This window comes from Burkholderia sp. Se-20378 (assembly GCF_017104665.1).
In the GTDB taxonomy this organism is placed as follows: domain Bacteria; phylum Pseudomonadota; class Gammaproteobacteria; order Burkholderiales; family Burkholderiaceae; genus Burkholderia; species Burkholderia lata.
The window spans coordinates 1-16,273 of the sequence record NZ_JAAGPG010000166.1 but is presented as its reverse complement, the minus strand read 5'-3'; the positions used below and the strand labels follow the sequence as shown (position 1 = coordinate 16,273).

Annotated in this window: 20 protein-coding genes; 11 read left to right on the top strand and 9 right to left on the bottom strand. The window is 62.6% G+C overall.

Features of this window, described 5'->3' with window-relative positions; genetic code table 11:
• Window positions 1–92: 92 nt before the first annotated feature.
• The gene (locus G3N93_RS18700; RefSeq protein WP_206122792.1) at window positions 93–593 is read right to left on the bottom strand and encodes a nuclear transport factor 2 family protein; all 501 of its coding nucleotides are present in this window, start codon (window positions 591–593) and stop codon (window positions 93–95) included.
• A 212-nt stretch (window positions 594–805) separates the two neighbouring features.
• Here G3N93_RS18700 and G3N93_RS18695 point away from each other — a divergent pair, with 212 nt between their 5' ends.
• The 3 genes from G3N93_RS18695 (at window position 806) to G3N93_RS18685 (ending at window position 2,427) form a co-directional block, all read left to right on the top strand.
• Complete coding sequence (locus G3N93_RS18695) at window positions 806–1,318, top strand: nuclear transport factor 2 family protein (RefSeq protein ID WP_206133684.1); 513 nt, start codon at window positions 806–808, stop codon at window positions 1,316–1,318.
• Window positions 1,319–1,368: 50 nt separating this feature from the next.
• Complete coding sequence (locus G3N93_RS18690) at window positions 1,369–2,085, top strand: EthD domain-containing protein (RefSeq protein WP_206133683.1); 717 nt, start codon at window positions 1,369–1,371, stop codon at window positions 2,083–2,085.
• A gap of 75 nt (window positions 2,086–2,160) precedes the next feature.
• Window positions 2,161–2,427, top strand: a complete 267-nt coding sequence (locus G3N93_RS18685; RefSeq protein WP_174987000.1) for a hypothetical protein — start codon at window positions 2,161–2,163, stop codon at window positions 2,425–2,427.
• Between the two features lie 149 nt (window positions 2,428–2,576).
• On the opposite strand, the gene G3N93_RS18680 is transcribed toward G3N93_RS18685, so the two are convergent.
• Complete coding sequence (locus tag G3N93_RS18680) at window positions 2,577–2,906, bottom strand: antibiotic biosynthesis monooxygenase (RefSeq protein WP_174987002.1); 330 nt, start codon at window positions 2,904–2,906, stop codon at window positions 2,577–2,579.
• Between the two features lie 118 nt (window positions 2,907–3,024).
• On the opposite strand from G3N93_RS18680, the gene G3N93_RS41600 reads away from it, so the two are divergent.
• Both G3N93_RS41600 and G3N93_RS18675 read left to right on the top strand, forming a co-directional pair.
• Window positions 3,025–3,270, top strand: coding sequence for a LysR family transcriptional regulator (locus G3N93_RS41600; RefSeq protein ID WP_241026592.1), 246 nt, complete (start codon window positions 3,025–3,027; stop codon window positions 3,268–3,270).
• Window positions 3,200–3,880, top strand: coding sequence for a LysR substrate-binding domain-containing protein (locus G3N93_RS18675; RefSeq protein ID WP_307873418.1), 681 nt, complete (start codon window positions 3,200–3,202; stop codon window positions 3,878–3,880). The genes G3N93_RS41600 and G3N93_RS18675 overlap by 71 nt, the downstream gene beginning before the upstream one ends.
• 211 nt (window positions 3,881–4,091) lie before the next feature.
• Here G3N93_RS18675 and G3N93_RS18670 read toward each other — a convergent pair whose 3' ends face one another.
• From G3N93_RS18670 to G3N93_RS18650, 5 genes are all read right to left on the bottom strand, one after another.
• Window positions 4,092–4,637: a hypothetical protein gene (locus G3N93_RS18670; protein WP_174986985.1), complete on the bottom strand. Its 546-nt coding sequence runs from the start codon at window positions 4,635–4,637 to the stop codon at window positions 4,092–4,094.
• Window positions 4,638–4,704: 67 nt separating this feature from the next.
• Window positions 4,705–5,613 (bottom strand): alpha/beta hydrolase, encoded by a 909-nt coding sequence (locus G3N93_RS18665; RefSeq protein ID WP_206133685.1) that lies wholly within the window; start codon window positions 5,611–5,613, stop codon window positions 4,705–4,707.
• 126 nt (window positions 5,614–5,739) lie between these two features.
• Window positions 5,740–6,615 (bottom strand): hypothetical protein, encoded by an 876-nt coding sequence (locus tag G3N93_RS18660; protein ID WP_206133682.1) that lies wholly within the window; start codon window positions 6,613–6,615, stop codon window positions 5,740–5,742.
• 122 nt (window positions 6,616–6,737) lie between these two features.
• Window positions 6,738–8,207 carry a hypothetical protein gene (locus tag G3N93_RS18655; protein WP_206133681.1) on the bottom strand — a complete coding sequence of 490 codons (1,470 nt, stop codon included), beginning with the start codon at window positions 8,205–8,207 and terminating at the stop codon, window positions 6,738–6,740.
• A gap of 119 nt (window positions 8,208–8,326) precedes the next feature.
• The gene (locus tag G3N93_RS18650; RefSeq protein ID WP_174947523.1) at window positions 8,327–8,914 is read right to left on the bottom strand and encodes a TetR/AcrR family transcriptional regulator; all 588 of its coding nucleotides are present in this window, start codon (window positions 8,912–8,914) and stop codon (window positions 8,327–8,329) included.
• A gap of 770 nt (window positions 8,915–9,684) precedes the next feature.
• On the opposite strand from G3N93_RS18650, the gene G3N93_RS18645 reads away from it, so the two are divergent.
• From G3N93_RS18645 to G3N93_RS18620, 6 genes are all read left to right on the top strand, one after another.
• Window positions 9,685–10,284 (top strand): hypothetical protein, encoded by a 600-nt coding sequence (locus G3N93_RS18645; RefSeq protein WP_206133680.1) that lies wholly within the window; start codon window positions 9,685–9,687, stop codon window positions 10,282–10,284.
• Window positions 10,285–10,369: 85 nt separating this feature from the next.
• Window positions 10,370–11,731: an FAD-binding oxidoreductase gene (locus G3N93_RS18640; protein WP_206133679.1), complete on the top strand. Its 1,362-nt coding sequence runs from the start codon at window positions 10,370–10,372 to the stop codon at window positions 11,729–11,731.
• A 385-nt stretch (window positions 11,732–12,116) separates the two neighbouring features.
• Window positions 12,117–12,620: a YbaK/prolyl-tRNA synthetase associated domain-containing protein gene (locus G3N93_RS18635; RefSeq protein WP_206133678.1), complete on the top strand. Its 504-nt coding sequence runs from the start codon at window positions 12,117–12,119 to the stop codon at window positions 12,618–12,620.
• Window positions 12,621–12,682: 62 nt separating this feature from the next.
• A complete protein-coding gene (locus G3N93_RS18630; RefSeq protein ID WP_011355097.1) occupies window positions 12,683–13,321 on the top strand; it encodes a transcriptional regulator in 639 nt (212 codons plus the stop codon).
• A 61-nt stretch (window positions 13,322–13,382) separates the two neighbouring features.
• Entirely contained in the window at window positions 13,383–14,357 is a 975-nt protein-coding gene (locus G3N93_RS18625) for a threo-3-hydroxy-L-aspartate ammonia-lyase (protein WP_174940913.1), read from the top strand.
• 117 nt (window positions 14,358–14,474) lie between these two features.
• The gene (locus G3N93_RS18620) at window positions 14,475–14,723 is read left to right on the top strand and encodes a hypothetical protein (RefSeq protein ID WP_206133677.1); all 249 of its coding nucleotides are present in this window, start codon (window positions 14,475–14,477) and stop codon (window positions 14,721–14,723) included.
• A 35-nt stretch (window positions 14,724–14,758) separates the two neighbouring features.
• On the opposite strand, the gene G3N93_RS18615 is transcribed toward G3N93_RS18620, so the two are convergent.
• The gene (locus tag G3N93_RS18615; protein WP_174940910.1) at window positions 14,759–15,583 is read right to left on the bottom strand and encodes an SDR family NAD(P)-dependent oxidoreductase; all 825 of its coding nucleotides are present in this window, start codon (window positions 15,581–15,583) and stop codon (window positions 14,759–14,761) included.
• Window positions 15,584–15,588: 5 nt separating this feature from the next.
• Window positions 15,589–16,273, bottom strand: a 685-nt coding sequence (locus G3N93_RS18610) for an SDR family NAD(P)-dependent oxidoreductase (protein ID WP_206133676.1), incomplete at its 5' end; no start/stop codon positions are given.

Below are 16,273 nucleotides of genomic sequence, written 5' to 3'. Positions count from 1 at the left end.
GCCCGTCACGACGGCTACCGGCGCATCGTGGTTCTGTGTCATGTTCGCTGTCTCCTGTGGACTGTGCGCCCCATGCGTGGCGCTGGCGTGCGTCAGGCGGCCGGCGGCTGCGCGCCGGCGAACAGCACGCCCGGCGCATCGCCTTCGTAGCGGGCCGACAGCGTCGACGTGACGACGCAGCGCGTGCCCGCGATCTTCCATTCGCCGTCGACCTTCCGGTATTCGTCGTCGTAGTACGCGCCGAGCTGCGTGAGCGTGCGCGCGTTCGTGTCGATCATCTGGTAGTGCAGGCCCCACGTGCCGCGTGCATGCGTAGCGTCGAGCACCTCGATCTCGGGATTCACGCCGTGGTGCATCTCGACGATGTGCGGATGGCAGCCGAGTCGCGCGAAGACGTCGACGAGCGCGTCGCGTGTGTCGAACGTGCCGATCCGGCCGTAGTCGATCTGCACCGGGCCCGGCGCGAAGCAGTCGCGCATCCCTTGCGGATCCTTGCGGTCGCAGCATGTGAAATAGCGCGCCTTCAGCCGGCGGATTGCGTCGGCGTCCTCGAGCCGGCGCACGCGCGCTTCCAGCGATTCGATGAGGGTCATCCTGTCTCCTTGTTCGGTGCCGGCGCGGTTCGAAGGCCGCGTCGATGCCACGTTACCGCCGCGCGATGCATCGGCCATCACCCGTTCGGATGAAACCCGTGATTCGCTTCGGCGGCGCCGACCGCATGTGTGCGCCGCATTCGTCCGAACAGACGATGTGATGCAGGCGGCTTCGTTCCTACCATCGAACGACACCACCACGAGACCCGGCGATGGACGACACGACCCGCACGCTCCATGAATACGAGCAGATCCGACAGTTGAAGTACCGGTATTTCCGCGCGGTCGACACGCACGACTGGGCGCTGCTCGCCGACTGCCTGACCGAAGACTGCGAGGCGCGGCTGTACGGCGGCCGCTATGCGTACGACGGCCGCGACGCGTTCGTGTCGAGCCTGCGCGCGCTGATCGGCAAACCGACTTTCCTGACGATGCATCACGGCCATCATCCGGAGCTCACGCTGGTCTCGGCCGATCACGCGTGCGGCGTGTGGTTTCTCGAGGATCACGCGATCAATCTTGAGGATAACTACCTGATGCACGGCACCGCGTTCTACGACGACCAGTACGTGAAACGCGATGGCGTATGGCGCATTCACGCGACGCGTCACGAGCGTCTGTTCGAAACCGTCACGTCGCCGATCCCGCCGTCGTTCTCGCTGACCGCGAACCGGTTCGCGCCGGGCGCGCACCAGACCGCCGGATCGCCGGAAACCGCTTCCTGAACCCCGGCGGCGCCGCCGCCGATCCCGTCATTCCCTCTGGAGCCGGAGCAATGGAGAAAGTCATTTACGTGTTGTGGCGCGACGCGCAGGTCGCGCCCGATCAGTGGAGCCGTACGGTGCGCGCGCAGTTCGCCGACAAGCTGCTGTCGCTCGGTGCGCACGGCGTGCAGGTGAACGTCGCCGATGCGGATGTCGCGCCGGCCGCCGGTCTGAAACAGACCAACACACACCCGGGCATCGACGGGATCGTCGCGGTGTGGCTCGATAGCGCGAACGCGATGTTCCGCCAGCCGTTCGACGACGCGGTGCGCGGTGTGGTCCCGCACATGGCCGCGTATCTCGTCACCGAGTCGCAGCCGATTCCGAATACGCGCTTTCCGGCGCGGCCCGGTGAGCGCACGACGGGTTTTTCGCAGCTCGCTTTCCTGAAGCGGCCGCCGCGGCTGACGCACGAAGCATGGCTGGACGTGTGGCACGGGCATCACACGCGCGTCGCGATCGATACGCAGGACAATTTCCTGTACGTGCAGAACGTCGTCGTGCGCGCGCTCACGCATGCGGCGCCGGGGTACGACGCGATCGTCGAGGAGTGCTTCCCCGCGGCCGCGATGACCGATCCGCATGCGTTCTTCGACGCAGTCGGTGATGACGAGAAATTCCAGCGGAATGTGGCGGAGATGATGGACAGCTGCGGGCGCTTCATCGATTTCGACAAGATCGATGTGGTGCCGACGAGTCAGTATGTGGTGAAGGCTGTGCGGGGGTGAGGTCGGGCGACCGCGTGGTGCGATCGCCTCCCCCAGATCCATTGTTGTGTTCCATTGCGGGCCGGCGGAGCGCTTGTGCGTGTCGTCGGCTTGTCCTTTTCCGCTTTGCGAATATCAGTGGTTGGTGTCGATCAACCCGGAGCAAGCCCTGCCGGCCATCAGGCGCAGTCGTTCGACATCGTTGCGCAGGCTTGTCCGGATCCCTTCCACTCACTCATTCGGAAAATCCACTGCGCGATAGTCTTCAAGTACGTCGATCAGACGATCGACGACGTGAAATACCGGTCGAACGCGGAATCGAATCAGGTTTGTCATGGTTCGTTTTCCGGTGCGTTGACCTGATTAATCTTCCATCCGATTCCGTCGATCGTGGTCGACCCTGAGCCGCGGGTTGCCTCCCGACAACTTCAGTGTCCGCTTGTGCCCCCCTCAACGGACCTTCGCAGCCCGCCAGAACGGACATTCAGAGACGCGCTGTATGTGGCTTCACATCACAGTATCGGTCGTGACGCTGTAGCGCACGACCAATGGTCTGCCGTGTCGCGCACTACGTTGCAGACCTGCACTCTGAATTCAGTAAAGAACACGCTACGCCCCTTCTTCTTTGCAGCGACGTGATCGGGGTGTGTTGCCCAGGCGTGCATTCCCTCTTCGGATTCGAACTCCACGATGGTCACGCGTTCGCCGTCCTCGGCAACAAAGCCCTTGTGCGAGATATACCCTGGCATGCCGGCAGCCAGGGTACTCATTCGGGAAGCCCACTGTTTGTACTCGTTTTGAGCGTCAGGGTTCAGCCTGGACCTGAAGACAGTCACGATCATTTTCGATTCCTTCACAAGGCCACGCGTGCGACATTGCAGCTGGCATGGCGAAGTCTAGAGACGGCAATCGTTCATGTAAAATGAATAAAGATGAACATAATTTTCTCATTTCACGAAAATGAACCTGACTGATCTGCGTGTATTCCAGGCTGTCGCCCTCACAGGCGGCATCACTCGCGCGGCAGCATTGCTGCATCGGGTGCCATCGAATATCACTACGCGCATTCAGCAACTCGAACGCGATCTGGACGTATCGCTGTTCATACGCGAAGGCAATATCACCGCAGGGCAAGGTGCTGCTCGACTACGCGACCCGCTTGCTGGCGCTTGCCGAAGAGGCGCGTGGTGCGGTGCACGACGATAATCCTCGCGGCGTACTCAACCTTGGGGCCATGGAAAGCACTGCCGCCATCCGCCTTCCCTCATTACTCGGCCTCATGCATGAGCGCTATCCAGATCTGTCAGTGGAACTGCGAACTGGTGCGCCTCGGCCTTTGACCGCGCGCGTCATTGCAGGTGAACTGGACGCTGCGCTGGTCGCCGAGCCGGTTTCCGATATGCGGCTGGAGAGCACGCTCGCCTATGTCGAAGAGCTGGTGATTATCGGGCCCAAAGATCATCCGTCGATCCGGTCGGCTCGCGATTTGCAAACAGGTACGCTGCTGGCTTTTGAACCGGACTGTCCTCACCGTCAGCGGTTGGAGGCATGGTGCGCGCTGGACAATGTTGCCCCTCGACGAATCGTCGAGGTTGGTTCCTATCACGCCATTCTGGGCTGCTGCGTTGCAGGTATGGGAGTTGCGCTGATTCCCGCTGCAGTCCTCGATACTTATACCGAACGAACCAAGCTTTCGGTGCATGACCTGAAAGGCAAATACAGTAGTGTCCGCACGCTGCTGATCTGGCGCAAAGACACCCAGCAGCCCAAGGTCAGTGCCCTGGCGAGCCTGCTTCAGGAAATCCAACGAAAGTGATCAAGGGCGTTTAGGAAAAATTCGATAAAGCCCTCCCCACTCGGTCATCTGTTCCCGACACAGATCGTCTGCAATTTGGACGTGGGCACCGACTGTCGCAAACTGGCCGATTAGCGAGCTTCGAGCAGTGCAATTCAGACTGCGTGCCAACTCGGGCCGCTCGATAGCGGTCATTCACCGTCCAGACGGAATACGCCATTCCGAATCAAGTCTAAATGAGCGATTCGCTGACGAAAACGTTATAAGGCGTGGGTTCCAGATTCAGATTTTTGGGGATGGGCATGCCGTTTCCGCAATAGTCGATTTCGATATCGGCCAGATGACCGGACTCGTCGGCAAAGAACAGAATCTCGATCGATCCCCAACCCTCCGGTTCCGCTCGATCGCGGAAGTCCGCTTCAAACACCATGCGATAAGGCTGTCCACTCGAAGCAACGGCTATGGGAGGAACTTTATCGGGCGCGGCCAGCGTCAGGCTGAAACTGTTGCATCCACATTCACAGAGCCTGACTATCTCCGCGTTCGAGAACTGCGCTGCAAGCGCATCTCGATTAGGAAATGGGCAATGTCCAAGAATGAACGCAACCCAATAGGCTGCCTGGTTCAGATCATTTGGCATCTCGGCATCCGGCGTCAACGCGTCGATTGTCGGTGATTCGAGCAGGGTTGTCGAACGACGGAAAGTGGCCAACTCCTGCCCGATGCGTTCGGCCGAAACGGGTTGAAGCGGCCACCTCCTTCCCGACAACAGGCGCACAACGTCATCTGGCAGTTACCCGCCCATTTAAAGGCCCCGGCGGCGGACGAACCGGCTTCCTCCGAAACTAGCGCCGACTCGCTGTCGATGCGTGCACGAACGCCGAAATTGCCGTCGCGACACCCTCCGCCAGCGGCAGATCGGGGTTCGAATAAGCGGCGATGTTTTCTTGCATATCCGGTGTGCGGACGGTCTTGAGCACGTGATTGGCGTCGGCAATCAGCACCATTTCGGCCCGCGGATTGGCCTGCTTCAGAAGTTCCGCGTCCTGCACGTCAACCTGAATATCCCGCGTTCCCTGCACGATGAGCACGGGCTTCATATAGCCGGCCAGCAGCGCTGCCGGATCGACAGTCAATTCGCTCATCAGGAAGCGCTGAACTTGCGGCCTGAACAACTGCATGAGGACTGGATCGATCCTGGCTGCGTCTACCCGATCCCCTGCTTCCAGCGAATCGAGTATCGACATTGCATTTTCCAGGAACGGGGCATTTGCAGGGTTCGATTGCAGTTGCTGCCTCAATACGGGCCCGAGCGGGCGCCCCGCCGTGGAAACCAGGATCAGGCCGGCGATGTCGGCCGATTGCCGCGCTGCCAGCAACGCCACCAAACCGCCTTCGCTGTGCCCCAACACCCATACGCTGGAAGCCCCCGTCCGCGCGCGGATGGCGGCTGCCCACGAATGGACGTCCGCCGCGTAGTCCTCGATCACAACATCATTGGCATCCGGTATCGCCGGCGCGCTGCCGTACATGCCGCGCTTGTCGATTCGTACCGACGCAATGCCTTCTTCGCACAATCCTTCCGCAAGCAACCGGTACGTCGACGCCTGAAGCCAGCTCGGCGCGTTGCCATTTCTGTCGGTCGCGCCCGAGCCCGGCACGATCAGCACCACTGGGGCGTCGACAGCGTCCGGGGACAACAGCGTGCCTTTCAGCGCGCCGGCCGGGCCCGGCGCTTCGATTTCCGTCTGCATGTTCTGCAAAAAACCTCCCTGGTGAAGTGCCACAAACAACCGTTCCGATCGCGCATGAGACCGTCGACGTGGTTCAACGATGGGAGCAGCCGCGTCGACACGCTGCCACCCACGCACATCCGAATTTCAGCGCCAGCCGCCAGCGAAGCGCCGCGGCTGATAAGTCCTCTCATTCCAGGTAAACCGCGCGGACTTGCCCGACGCGGCTTTGCCTTTCGGACGGACAAGGAGGTCGTAGTGCCCGTTGGTCATACGAGGGCTAAACGACAGCACGTAATGAACCTCCTCCGTGTTTTCCGCATCACACGCATCCTGCCGTGCGTCGTCCGGACCTTTGCCTTTTCCGGCCTTCTCCGCAACACACGCCGCAGCCGCGTCCTTGTCATAGGTCCACCAATCCGTCGTTGCGGTGAAGATAGGCGTCACGCGCGCATCGGCATAGCGATACAGGCTCAGTATCTCGGTCGAATCGCTATGAGAAGTCGATGTGTAGTTATTGTTGAAGCGAACGCCAAAGGCGGTTTCCTGTGCACTGATCCGGTAGGGAATCACGTCCATGGTCAGGGATGCACTCCACAACATCGGCGACGTATCGACGCGCTCGCTTCGATCGCTTGCGAGCAGGCGGAACCCCTGCTCGTCACGGGTCAGGACACCCGTCCACAACTCCGCGTCGACGTTCTCGGTCGAGCGCTGGACCAATGCCGACACGACCCACAGCGCCCCTGAAGCCGATGGTCCGTGCGCCCATGGCGACAGCGCGACACTCTTGACGCTATCCGCCGGCGCGGGATCCTTGCCCATCAGGGTACGCAACGCGGCTTGCTGCTGGGCCTCGTCGCTCACGTCGTTCGCGGCAAACGTGCAATGCGCAACAAGCGCGAGTATGAGCGACAGCACCGTCTGTGCGTAGAAGTGGCTTTTCATACCTTTACTCTTGCCCGAGCATTGCCGCTCCGCCGATGATGCCCCTCCGCACTTCTCCTGCGAGCCGATCAACATTGCTCGTGCACTCCTGGTAGAGATATTTTCCAACCGGCTTCAAGGATAGCAACGACGTCCTGCACGCTGACAGCCGGACACGCACATCTCCTCTCGTTGGCCTTCAATAGGACCTCGACGGTTCAATCGGCGCATGTCCATTGAATTCTTTTAACGTCGAAGCGAAATTGCAATGGATCGGTTGATGGGATCGGAAAGACCGGAGGTACGTCATCCGGATCCGACCAACCGTATCCTGACGTTCGAATATACGAACCGGGCACGCCAGCGTGCCCGGCCGACGGATAGTCGTAGCATGACCACACTTGATACATGCGCCTGTTCTCGAACAGGAAATGCGCGAGTTGTCTTTCCTCGATGCCCTGCAATACTGCATTGATGTCTCGCCCCGCCCCGCCCACGTTGCCCATCCCGCGCTCGGATCTGACGACTTTGCCATTGACCACGCTCATTTCCCAGAAGGCACCCAGCCCCACCCGGGCTGTCGGAACGGGACCGAAAGATATCCAGATCATGTTTGCTATTGCCTGCAGCTTCTCGAGCTCGCCTGTCGCAAGCACGATGTCAGAGCGACGAGTAATCGTGGAACGCACTTTGCCGTCGACCGATTTCAACTCAAGATCGATTACGGATAACATGCCGATATCGAAATCAACCAGCTTCACCGTCGTTCCCCCGAGCCCTCCGGAGGAGACAGTGAACCCGTGGCGCAACTGCTTGAATAGATATCCTTCCGACATGGGCTCCGATGAGCAATTCGTACCGCACGCTTGCTCGGCGGCACGCGATCCGATTGCCGTTACCGACGCCAGACGAACCGTCTCCGGCAGACGTGCGTCGACGGCACGCAGGTAGCGCTCGAACCCGTCGACCTTCGCTGAAAACCGATTCTTGATTCGACGCTGTTCAAGCAATTGGCTGCCCGAATCCCGAAAACTCGACGTCATGGCGAATTCGCTCGTCGCGTTTTCGGTCGCGCTATTGATCTGGTAGCGACGCTGGGCAAATTCGCCGTATGTCAGCTTCCGTTGCGAGAGACTGACAGCAAGCCGGCGGATCTTCGCCTCGGCGATGCCGATGAACTCCGCTCTCTGCAATACAATCGATTGCGCCATCGGCGTCAGCTCCGGCGACGTCAGGTCGATTTCATGCTCCTGCTTGATACACGCATCACGAAGTTCGATCCATTTCGTGATCAGCGGCAAGTCGGCACGTGTCGGAAACGCATCAATCGCTGCATACGTGTATGGCGCGGGTGTCGACGCATCGTGAAAAATTTCGATCTTGTCGCGGATCGAAGACAACTCCGGTGTCGACATGGCGGCTGCACACGCCTTTTGCCACGCGCCGACCCGCGCATTGATCCGTTTGTACCCTTCGGCGGCCGCTTCATATTGACGTTCAGCCGCTGACGCGGGCGGCACTGTCGACGGACCACCTATTCCATATGTCGTTACCGCCGAAGGCATCGCACAGGAAAGGCTGGTCGAACCGGATACGCAACCGGAAAGGGGATGGGTCGATACAGCGGTATAGGAATTGCAACCACTCAGCAGCGCCATCACGGCTAACGCCGCGGTCTGTCTTCTCATCGTGCAGTCCTTCGGGCAGCCCCTCTCAGCAGGCTAATGTATTTCGATCGCAACCGTCAGGCATGGATTCACCCCGTGTCGACAAACATCTCCGACCGGCATGTAAGCCAGTAGACCGCTCACGGCGCCTTGGCCAAAGCCAGAACGGCCATCACCACATCGTCCTCGATTCCCTTGATATCCGACGGGAACCGATTCCTTTGCGGTATCAACACGATGAGCCCCTCGATCTGCGCCGTCACCAGTGCAGCCCGCCGGGTAAGCACTGCCGGTGACAGCGCCGGGTTCACGGCTTCGATGAATCCCGCGATCACGCTCCGCTGAAATCCGTACCCCTCTTCGAGCATTTTTCGCGCGAACTCCTGGGTCTGGGCCAGTGCCCAGAAGTTCACGAACAGGCTTTGGGTCTTGGGCTGCTTTCCGTCTTCGAGCAACAGTCGGACCACTTTTTCCAGGCGGCCCTCGGGTGTCAGCGACGCATCCGCGCGCACGCTGTCGTACGTATTGGCGTACGCCTCCCTCGTCACGGCAAGGATGGCCTCGAAGATGTCTTCGCGCGTGGGAAAGTAGTGCTGCAGGTTCGACAGCGCCAATCCCGCCTTTGCCGCGACCTTCCGCATGGTCAGCCCACCGTAGCCTTCGTCCACGAAGATCTCGATCGCACTGGCCATGATTTTGTTCACCGCGTTCTTGCCGCGTTCGGTCAAGACGCGTCCGTTATCGAGAGCCGCCCTCTTCAAGAATTCCTCCTGCTGCCCCGTGCGCATGCCCCGGGGCGATGGTACTGATGACGCTTCGGCGCCGCTCATGCCCGGTCGCACACCACGCAAGCCGGGTCCGCTCGATACACCGGGAGCGGGAATATAGGTTGGTCGACCGGATTTTGCAAAAGCATCGATTCCGACATAGGGCCGTGTCGGCCGACCCGCATTTACCGTCGGCTTCCAGGCGTCGGTTCCACTGTGGGAGCCGAGATGCCGAACCTGACGGCGACATTCTACGCAGGTTTCGAAACGGAAGAGACGAGACGATATCCATTGGCGAACGTACTCAAGACGTGCTCCCGGTTCGTCTTCTTGGGAAATCCTCGCTTGTCTTCCACTTGCGCAAGCCTTCCCCGGGAAACAGTCCGATGTAGTGACAAGCGCCCCCCTCATGACCCGAGAACCGCGCCTCCAGCCTCGTGGTGCTGGGCTGGACGGCCGCAACCGGGTTCCGTGATCCACGTTGCGCGTTCATCGCTGATGTTGCACAAATAGGTCACGTGACATATTATCGTCAGTACGCACCGGCGACGGTATGCGGGGCAGATTGCCCGGCGTCACTCAAAACGCGCTCACGAGGATCGCTTGCCTTTCGGGAAGCGGCACGAACGTTGTCGAGCACGGGACGGACGGCGTTTCCAGCCAATGAGTACGTAGCCCATTGATCCGACCATTGAGGGACGTTATCCCTAAATCATTAGGATTACTTTTTATTGATCGAATCGATCGACGTGCCGGCATGGCCAAGAGCAGGCTCTCCTGGTCAGGCACCGGCCATACACGAGCGGAAATTCTTGATGCCGACCAACGCATTTACCGATGGATTTCATGACGAGATCCAGAACCGCGCCTTCGCCTTGCGTGCTATTGGAAAACTTGCGGGGCGCCTCGACGGCGATCCTCGTCAGCGACTGTGGGCAGCCTATCTGAAACTGGAAGCGTTCAATGCACCGATCTACCACGCTGCGGCAACGCGCTGGGGCCTGGATGATTCGCCCAGTCTGGCCACGCGGGCGAAGGCATGGGTAATCGGTTCAGTCCCGACGTGTGTGCTGAATCCGCTCCTGAAGTACGTGTACGCACAGACTATCGCCTACTGCGAAACGTTGCGGCGCCTACGCGACATCGGCCCCTCCGATTCGCGCGCCTTTCTGAATTACATGGTCGATCAGGAGGAATTCCAGATCGACATGATGAGGCGCTCGCTGGACGGAGATGACGCAGTGCTGGCAAGCCGTGTCGATGCGTTCATTCAGCGGCACGAGCACATAATTCTGCATACCGAAATTAATCACCAACATCAACAAGCGTGAGCCTTTGCAACCCGTGAGATCTGCCGCTACGCCCCTGCATCGTTCGTCGAGCGGCGACCGGACCTCCCCACATGTGAGCATCACCATGGCACTCGATCAAACATCACTGCTTCAGGCCAGGTCGTTCTGGCAGCAAGCCTACGGAGAATATTCGCCCAATCCATCGCTTTCCGGCGATCTCAAGGTCGATGTCGCCATCATCGGGGGCGGCTTCACCGGGCTGAACACCGCGTTTCAATTCAAGAAGGACAATCCCAACGCGCGAGTCGTCGTGCTGGAAGCCGCCATCGTGGGATTCGGCGCCAGCGGCCGCAACGCCGGGTTCAGCACGAAAATGTTCGGCCTGGAGCCGGAAATGGTCCTGCTGCGCTGGGGCAAGCAAAAGATGGTCGATGCCCATCACTACCTGAAGCTCGCCGTGGCGCACACCCGCAGCCTCATCGAGGAGCATGGCTTTCAGTCCGACTACTGCCATGGCGGCCTGGTCCGAGCGAGCTACACGAAGCAGCAATTGGGCCGCATGCAGAAGACGCTCGAGTTGTTCCAGAAGCTGGGCATCGACGCGGACATGGTGTGGCGCAGCGCGCACCAGTTCCAGCAGGACTTCCATTCGGAACGTTTCGCAGGCGGCATCTACGAGTCGGACACCGGGTATCTCAACCCCTGCAAGCAGGTCCGGGCGCTGAAGGCGCTGGCGATGTCGAGCGGAGTCTCGATCTACGAGCTGACGCCTGTCACGAGCCTGGAAAGAACCCCGCTGGCGATACGCATCGCAACGCCGCACGGCCGGATCGAGGCCGACCGGATCGTCGTGGCGACGAATGCCTATTCTCGCGAGGTTCCCGGCTCGTCGAAGCTGAAAGCGCGCCAGTATCCGCTCTGGACGTATCAGGTCGTCACCGAGCCCTTGAGCGATGCGCAATGGGAAAGCATCGGCTGGAAGGCGCGACAGTCGTTCGGGGACAACCGGCAGATGCTGCACTATTTCAGGCCGACGGCCGATGGCCGCATTCTCATGGGCGGCGGCGACGCGATCAGCTACCGGACGGATGCGATGGACGAAGTTCCCGCCCCCGCAACGTGGCGGCATTGCGAGGAACACCTGAAATGGATCTACCCGCAGCTGCGAAACACGCGCATCGACTATCGATGGGGCGGCCCGGTTTCGGTGACGATGGACATGGTGCCGGAGATCGGTTTCATCGACGACGAACGAATCATCTACTCGGGCGGATGTTTCGGTCATGGCGTCGCCCTGACGCACCTCAATGGCCGGACGATCGCGGATCTGCTGAGCGGAAAGCAATCGACGTTGACGGACTTCTGGATCGTGAACAGGAAATCGATGTCGATGAAGAGCGACACCCTGTCGTTTCTGTTCGGCAGGGTGGCCCGTCAGGCGCTGAAGACGTGGGACCGATGGGAGGAACGAGGATTGACGAAGTAACGGCAGGCGGTGGCGCGTTCCCGTCGCAGCCGGTGGTGTGACGCCGGCGGCGCATTCACGTGGCGATCACCGTACCGCCTCGTCGCATCCGTCGCCGGCAGGCCCACCGTCGAGCATCAACGCCTTGAGTTCGCAGTTCGCTATGCTATGACCCACGCATGGCGAGCCGCGGCGCCCCACCCACCGAGCACCGGCAATTCCCCCGCCCGACGGTGCGCATCATTCCCTCTCCTGTCGGCCGGCAACGCCCTCCACGCCCCGCTCTCCGGCTCCTTTGCCACGCTCGTGACAAAACGTCTATAATTGGACATTCCATCGACCGGCACGCTGAAGCATTCGAATCCGAGCGCGCCCCGATTCCCCGGCCCCACTTGCCCGGAGCGACATGAGCGACTACCCCGTTTTCGATACGCTTTGCGATCTGCTGAACACGTCCGGCGCGCGGTTCCGCGTGCTGGAGCATCCGGCCGAAGGGAAATCCGACGCGATCGCCGCGCTGCGCGGCACACGCCCCGAACAGGGCGCGAAGGCGATGCTGTGCACGTTCAAGGATGGCGGCAACACCACCGCGCTCGCGGTGATTCCCGGTCACCTGAAGATCGATTTCCGCAAGGTCGCCGATGCGGTGGGCCGCCGCAAGGCCACCCTCGCGTCGCCCGACCTCGCGGCCGCCGTCACGCGCTGCGTGATGGGCGCGGTGCCGCCGTTCGTGTTCGACCCCGGCGTGACGCTCGTCGTCGATCCCGCGCTGGTCGAACGCAACACCGAGATCGCTTTCAACGCGGGCCGGCTCGACCGCTCCGTCGTGCTCGACGCGGCCGACTATGTGCGGATCGCGCAGCCGCTGCTCGCCGACATCACGCGGCCGGAAGCGGCGGACGGCGAGTAACACGCCGGCCGCCCCTTTCCCGAAGCCGTCGCATCGATCCGAAACCTGACCGCGAAACCCTCATGACCACCACCCGGAAACTTGTGCTGTCCGAGCAGGCCTCGCTGATCGAACAGGTGCAGCGCATTGCCGAAGGGCTCGGCGCGATGTTCGCGCCGTTCACCGAGGTCGTGGTTCACGATCTGCGCACGCCGAAGCACGCGATCCTCGCGATCCACAACAACCTGTCGGGGCGCGCAGTCGGCGATCCCGCGACCGAGCTCGGCCTCGCCCGCATCGCGGACGACGATTTTCCGCCCGTGCTCGCAAACTACCCGAACCGCTTCGCCGACGGCCGCACCGCGAAAAGCACGTCGATCGGCATCAAGGATTCGACCGGCCGCTATGTGGCCGCGCTGTGCCTGAATGCCGACGTCACGCTGTTCCGCGGCTTCCAGGGCATGCTGAACCAGTTCTGCAGCACGGACGGCGAAGCCGTCGCGGAAACGCTCGACCCGGCCGGCGCGGATGCGATCCGGCAACGCATCGACGCATTCGCGATGCGCCTCGCGACGACGCCGCGCGAACTGAAGACCGACCAGCGCCGCGAGCTGATGCAGACGCTGAAGGCCGACGGTTTCCTCGAAGTGCGCCGCGCGATGGAGATCGTGTCGCAGCACCTCGGCGTCTCGCGCGCGACCGTCTACAACGATGCGAAATGACGCAAGCGCGTGGCACGCGCTGCTTTCCTGCTGACCGATTCTTACGACCACCGGGCACCCCATGAACTCTCCGACTCTCCCCACGTACGACGACGTGGCCGCTGCCGCGGCCCGGCTCGAAGGCCATGCTCACCGCACGCCGGTGATGACGTCGCGGACGATCGACGAAGCACTCGGCGCGCAGGTGTTCTTCAAGTGCGAGAACCTGCAGCGCATGGGCGCGTTCAAGTTCCGCGGCGCGTTCAACGCGCTGTCGCGTTTCGACGCGGAGCAGCGCCGCAATGGCGTCGTCGCATTCTCGTCCGGCAACCATGCGCAGGCGATCGCGCTGTCGGCGCGCATGCTCGGCATTCCCGCGACGATCGTAATGCCGCAGGATGCGCCGGCCGCGAAGATGGCCGCGACGCGCGGCTATGGCGGCAAGGTCGTGACCTACGACCGCTACACCGAGGATCGCGAACAGATCGGGCGCGATCTCGCGGCGCAGCACGGGCTCACGCTGATCCCGCCCTACGACCATCCGGACGTGATCGCCGGCCAGGGTACGGCGGCCAAGGAACTGTTCGACGAAGTCGGCCCGCTCGACGCGGTATTCGCGCCGCTCGGCGGCGGCGGGCTGCTGTCGGGCACCGCGCTCGCCACGCGCGCGCTGTCGCCGCACGCGACGCTGTATGGCGTCGAGCCGGAAGCCGGCAACGACGGCCAGCAATCGTTCCGCTCCGGCGCGATCGTGCATATCGACACGCCGCGCACGATCGCCGACGGTGCGCAGACGCAGCACCTCGGCAACCTGACGTTCCCGATCATCCGCCGCGACGTCGACGACATCCTGACCGCGACGGACGCGGAACTGGTCGACTGCATGCGCTTCTTCGCCACTCGTATGAAGATTGTGGTCGAGCCGACCGGCTGCCTGTCGTTCGCCGCCGTGCGACGGATGAAGGACGCGCTGCAAGGCAAGCGCGTGGGCGTGGTGATCAGCGGCGGCAACGTCGATCTCGAGAACTTCTGCGCGCTGGTGTCGGCGCCGGCATGAACGCCGCGGCGCGCATGAATACTTCGTCATCCGCGCCGCACGCATCCTTCACGTCGCGTTAAGTTTCGCGCCCTAGACTGATTACGTTGTCCCGTAGTCAGTCGTGAAGGAGCCACCATGAAATCGCACGCGATCGTCGCCGCCGCCCTGGCGGCTGCTTCCCTTTCGGCGTTCGCTCAACCGGGCGTGACGTCATCCGGTTTCCCCGCCGCGTCGCCGCACGACGCCATCGCACCGGCGACGCACCGCTCGCCCGGCGCATTGCCGCACACCGGCTTCGTGCTCGCGAAGATCGATCAGAACAATACGCCACCCGATCGCGGCGGCGACCCGAGCGGCCGCACGCACGCCGGCGCGCACATGTGACGGCGCACGCCGGGCGCGGCTGCCCCGCCCGGCCCTCAGAACGACGGCAGCGACGGATCGCGTGAAGCGAGGATGTCGTCGGTGCGCCGCTGCAGCGCGCCGTCGATCGTCTCCGGTTGCGGAATCAGCCAGTAGCGCCCTTCACGGATGCCGTCGAACACCCGCGCGGCGAACGCGTCGGGCGTGAGTCCGTGCGCGTTCAGCATCGAGCGCATCGTGTCGACGAAACCGCGCACCTCGGGCCGGTCGTGCGCATCGCCGAACGGGTCGTTGAAGATGCTGCTGTGCACGGGGCCCGGCGCCAGCAACGACGCGCCGACCGGCGCGCCCAACATCTTCAGTTCTCCGTACAGCGATTCCGTCAGCGCGACCACCGCGAATTTCGTCGCCGAGTAAGGCGACATCAGTGGGCTCGGCAGGAATCCGCCGACCGACGCGGTATTCACGACGCGCGCCGGCACGTTGCGCTCGAGCATCCGCGGCACGAAGCTGCGGATGCCGTTCAGCACGCCGTGCACGTTGATCGCGAAGCTGCGCTCGAAGCGTTCCGGCGTGATTTCCCAGCTGAAGCCGGTTGCCATCACGCCCGCGTTGTTGAACAGCAGGTCGACGCCGCCGAAACGCTGCCAAGCCGCTTCCGCCAGTGCATCGACGGCTTCCGGCCGGCTGACGTCGGTCGGCACGCACAGCACGTCGGTGTCGAGCGTCGCGGCGAACGCGTCGAGCTTCGCCGGGTCGAGATCGGCCAGCACGACGCGCATGCCGAGCCCGGCGGCGTGCCGCGCGAGCCCGCTGCCGATGCCGCTGGCCGCGCCGGTGATCACGGCGGTGCCGCCGTCGAAGCGAATCGAGTTCGTCATATCAATCAAAGTCCTGTCGGGTCGATGTGGGGATGCGCATACGCGGGAATCACCGGCGGCGGCAGTGCCGTGCGGCCGTCCAGCGAACGCACCGCGAGCTGCTGCGCGAGCGGGAAATGCAGGCTGTGCGTGACGAGGCCCGTGCGTTCGCGCGCCGGCAGGCGGCACAGCGCGAGCGCGGTTTCGGCGAGATACGCGACGTCCTCGGTCGGATAGCCTTCGGGGATGTAGCGCGCGGCGCCCGGCGTGCGGATCGCCGTGCTCGGCGCGACGAGATTCACCGCGATGCCGTCGGCTTCGAGTTCGGCCGCGAGCCCCTGCGTGAATCGCGACAGCGCCGCCTTCACCGCCGCATAGACGGTCGCGCCGCCCACCCGCGAGAAATCGTCGAACGGCCGCAGCGGCGGCAGCGCCGTCACCGAGCCGACGTTCACGATCCAGCCGGCGCCGCGTGCGCGCATCAGCGGGATCGCGGCCTGCGCCAGCGCGAACGGAATCCGCAGATAGTGTTCGATCGTCGTGTCGAACATCGTCATCGGCATCGCGTCGACGCACGCGTAGTCGGCCACGCCCGCGTTGTTGACGAGGATGTCGAGGCCGCCGGCGGCTTGCGCCGCGCGCCCGACGAGTGCATCGCGCTCGGCCGCGTTCGACAGGTCGGCCGCGAGCGCAATCGCGCGGCCGCCGGCC

Bases quoted from the DNA above. Each gene is read 5' to 3' on its own strand.
- G3N93_RS18700 (WP_206122792.1), bottom strand. From the start codon at position 593: ATGACCCTCATCGAATCGCTGGAAGCGCGCGTGCGCCGGCTCGAGGAC.
- G3N93_RS18695 (WP_206133684.1), top strand. From the start codon at position 806: ATGGACGACACGACCCGCACGCTCCATGAATACGAGCAGATCCGACAG.
- G3N93_RS18690 (WP_206133683.1), top strand. From the start codon at position 1,369: ATGGAGAAAGTCATTTACGTGTTGTGGCGCGACGCGCAGGTCGCGCCC.
- G3N93_RS18680 (WP_174987002.1), bottom strand. From the start codon at position 2,906: ATGATCGTGACTGTCTTCAGGTCCAGGCTGAACCCTGACGCTCAAAAC.
- G3N93_RS41600 (WP_241026592.1), top strand. From the start codon at position 3,025: ATGAACCTGACTGATCTGCGTGTATTCCAGGCTGTCGCCCTCACAGGC.
- G3N93_RS18665 (WP_206133685.1), bottom strand. From the start codon at position 5,613: ATGCAGACGGAAATCGAAGCGCCGGGCCCGGCCGGCGCGCTGAAAGGC.
- G3N93_RS18660 (WP_206133682.1), bottom strand. From the start codon at position 6,615: ATGTTGATCGGCTCGCAGGAGAAGTGCGGAGGGGCATCATCGGCGGAG.
- G3N93_RS18655 (WP_206133681.1), bottom strand. From the start codon at position 8,207: ATGAGAAGACAGACCGCGGCGTTAGCCGTGATGGCGCTGCTGAGTGGT.
- G3N93_RS18640 (WP_206133679.1), top strand. From the start codon at position 10,370: ATGGCACTCGATCAAACATCACTGCTTCAGGCCAGGTCGTTCTGGCAG.
- G3N93_RS18635 (WP_206133678.1), top strand. From the start codon at position 12,117: ATGAGCGACTACCCCGTTTTCGATACGCTTTGCGATCTGCTGAACACG.
- G3N93_RS18630 (WP_011355097.1), top strand. From the start codon at position 12,683: ATGACCACCACCCGGAAACTTGTGCTGTCCGAGCAGGCCTCGCTGATC.
- G3N93_RS18625 (WP_174940913.1), top strand. From the start codon at position 13,383: ATGAACTCTCCGACTCTCCCCACGTACGACGACGTGGCCGCTGCCGCG.
- G3N93_RS18620 (WP_206133677.1), top strand. From the start codon at position 14,475: ATGAAATCGCACGCGATCGTCGCCGCCGCCCTGGCGGCTGCTTCCCTT.
- G3N93_RS18615 (WP_174940910.1), bottom strand. From the start codon at position 15,583: ATGACGAACTCGATTCGCTTCGACGGCGGCACCGCCGTGATCACCGGC.